1 protein-coding gene is annotated in these 1,143 nt (G+C 53.4%); it reads right to left on the bottom strand.

Annotation, left to right across the window (positions count from 1 at the left end; translation table 11 throughout):
• Window positions 1-1,143: condensation domain-containing protein (locus FKV70_RS25815; RefSeq protein ID WP_142614975.1), on the bottom strand; the 1,143-nt coding region annotated here is incomplete at both ends.

A 1,143-nucleotide genomic window follows, 5' to 3' on the forward strand; every position in this document is an offset into this window, starting at 1 on the left:
TTCGCTGTCAGACTTCGAAGCTGCGATTCCATTCAGGGTCCCATGAAGAGCACCTAATTCCATCGTTTCAGCGCCAGCCGCTGTCTCCAGCTCACCCTCAGTCTGCCCTACGGCTAAGGCCTGATCGCTTTCCTCCAGCCATGCCTGCGCACGTTCCTGCAAGCTGGTTTGCGTCAGCAGCACCGTCGCACCGCTGTCCTCCAGCATAAAGCGAATTCGTTCGGACGGATAGTCTGCATCCAGCGGTACATAGGCGCCTCCGGCTTTCCACACCGCTAATACACCGACCAGCATATCCACCGAACGTTCGCTCAAGATGCCGACAATCGATTCGCGTCCAATGCCTTCATTTCTCAGTCTGCGAGCGAGTTGGTTCGCACGTTCATTCAGTGTCCGGTACGTCAGCTGCTGCTCCTCGTACACCACCGCTACGTGATCTGGTACAAGCCGGGCCTGCTCTTCCACATAGGTATGGAACAGTGCTCCGTCTTCAACAGCCGCAACATCCGATACGCCTACATCTCCAAAACCATAGAGGATTTGTGCCTTCTCCTCGACAGTTACCATCTCCAAAGCGGCCAATGGCTGCTCTGGATGCAGTGTAATCGCACGTACGAGTTCGGTAAAATGCTGCGCCAAGCGCGCGATCGTCTCCGGCTTGTACAGCGCCGTGCTGTATTCCAAACTGCACAGAATACCTTCGGGCTGCTCTACGGCATCCAAGGTCAGATCGAATTTGGACGTAGAATTGTCCGTCGGATACGGCTTAAAGGTCAGACCTTCCAGCTCGAACTCCTGCTGCTCAAAGGTTTTCAACTCAAACATCGTATCAAACAGTGCATTCCGGCTCGTATCCCGCGTTACATTCAGCTTTTCAACCAGCTCTTCAAATGGATATTCCTGATGCTCATACGCACTGAGCGCATGCTCTTTGACCTCTTGCAGATAATCCAGGAACGTTTTGTCGCCAGACGGATAATTGCGGATCGCCAGCGTGTTCAGGAATACACCTACCAGGCTACCTAGCTCTGCATGTGGTCGTCCGGCAATCGGCGTGCCGATGATAATGTCCTCTTGACCCGTGTATTTATGCAAGAGTGTGCTATACGCTGCAAGCAACACCATATACAAGGTGGATCCGGT

Source organism: Paenibacillus ottowii (genome assembly GCF_006874425.1).
GTDB lineage: Bacteria > Bacillota > Bacilli > Paenibacillales > Paenibacillaceae > Paenibacillus > Paenibacillus ottowii.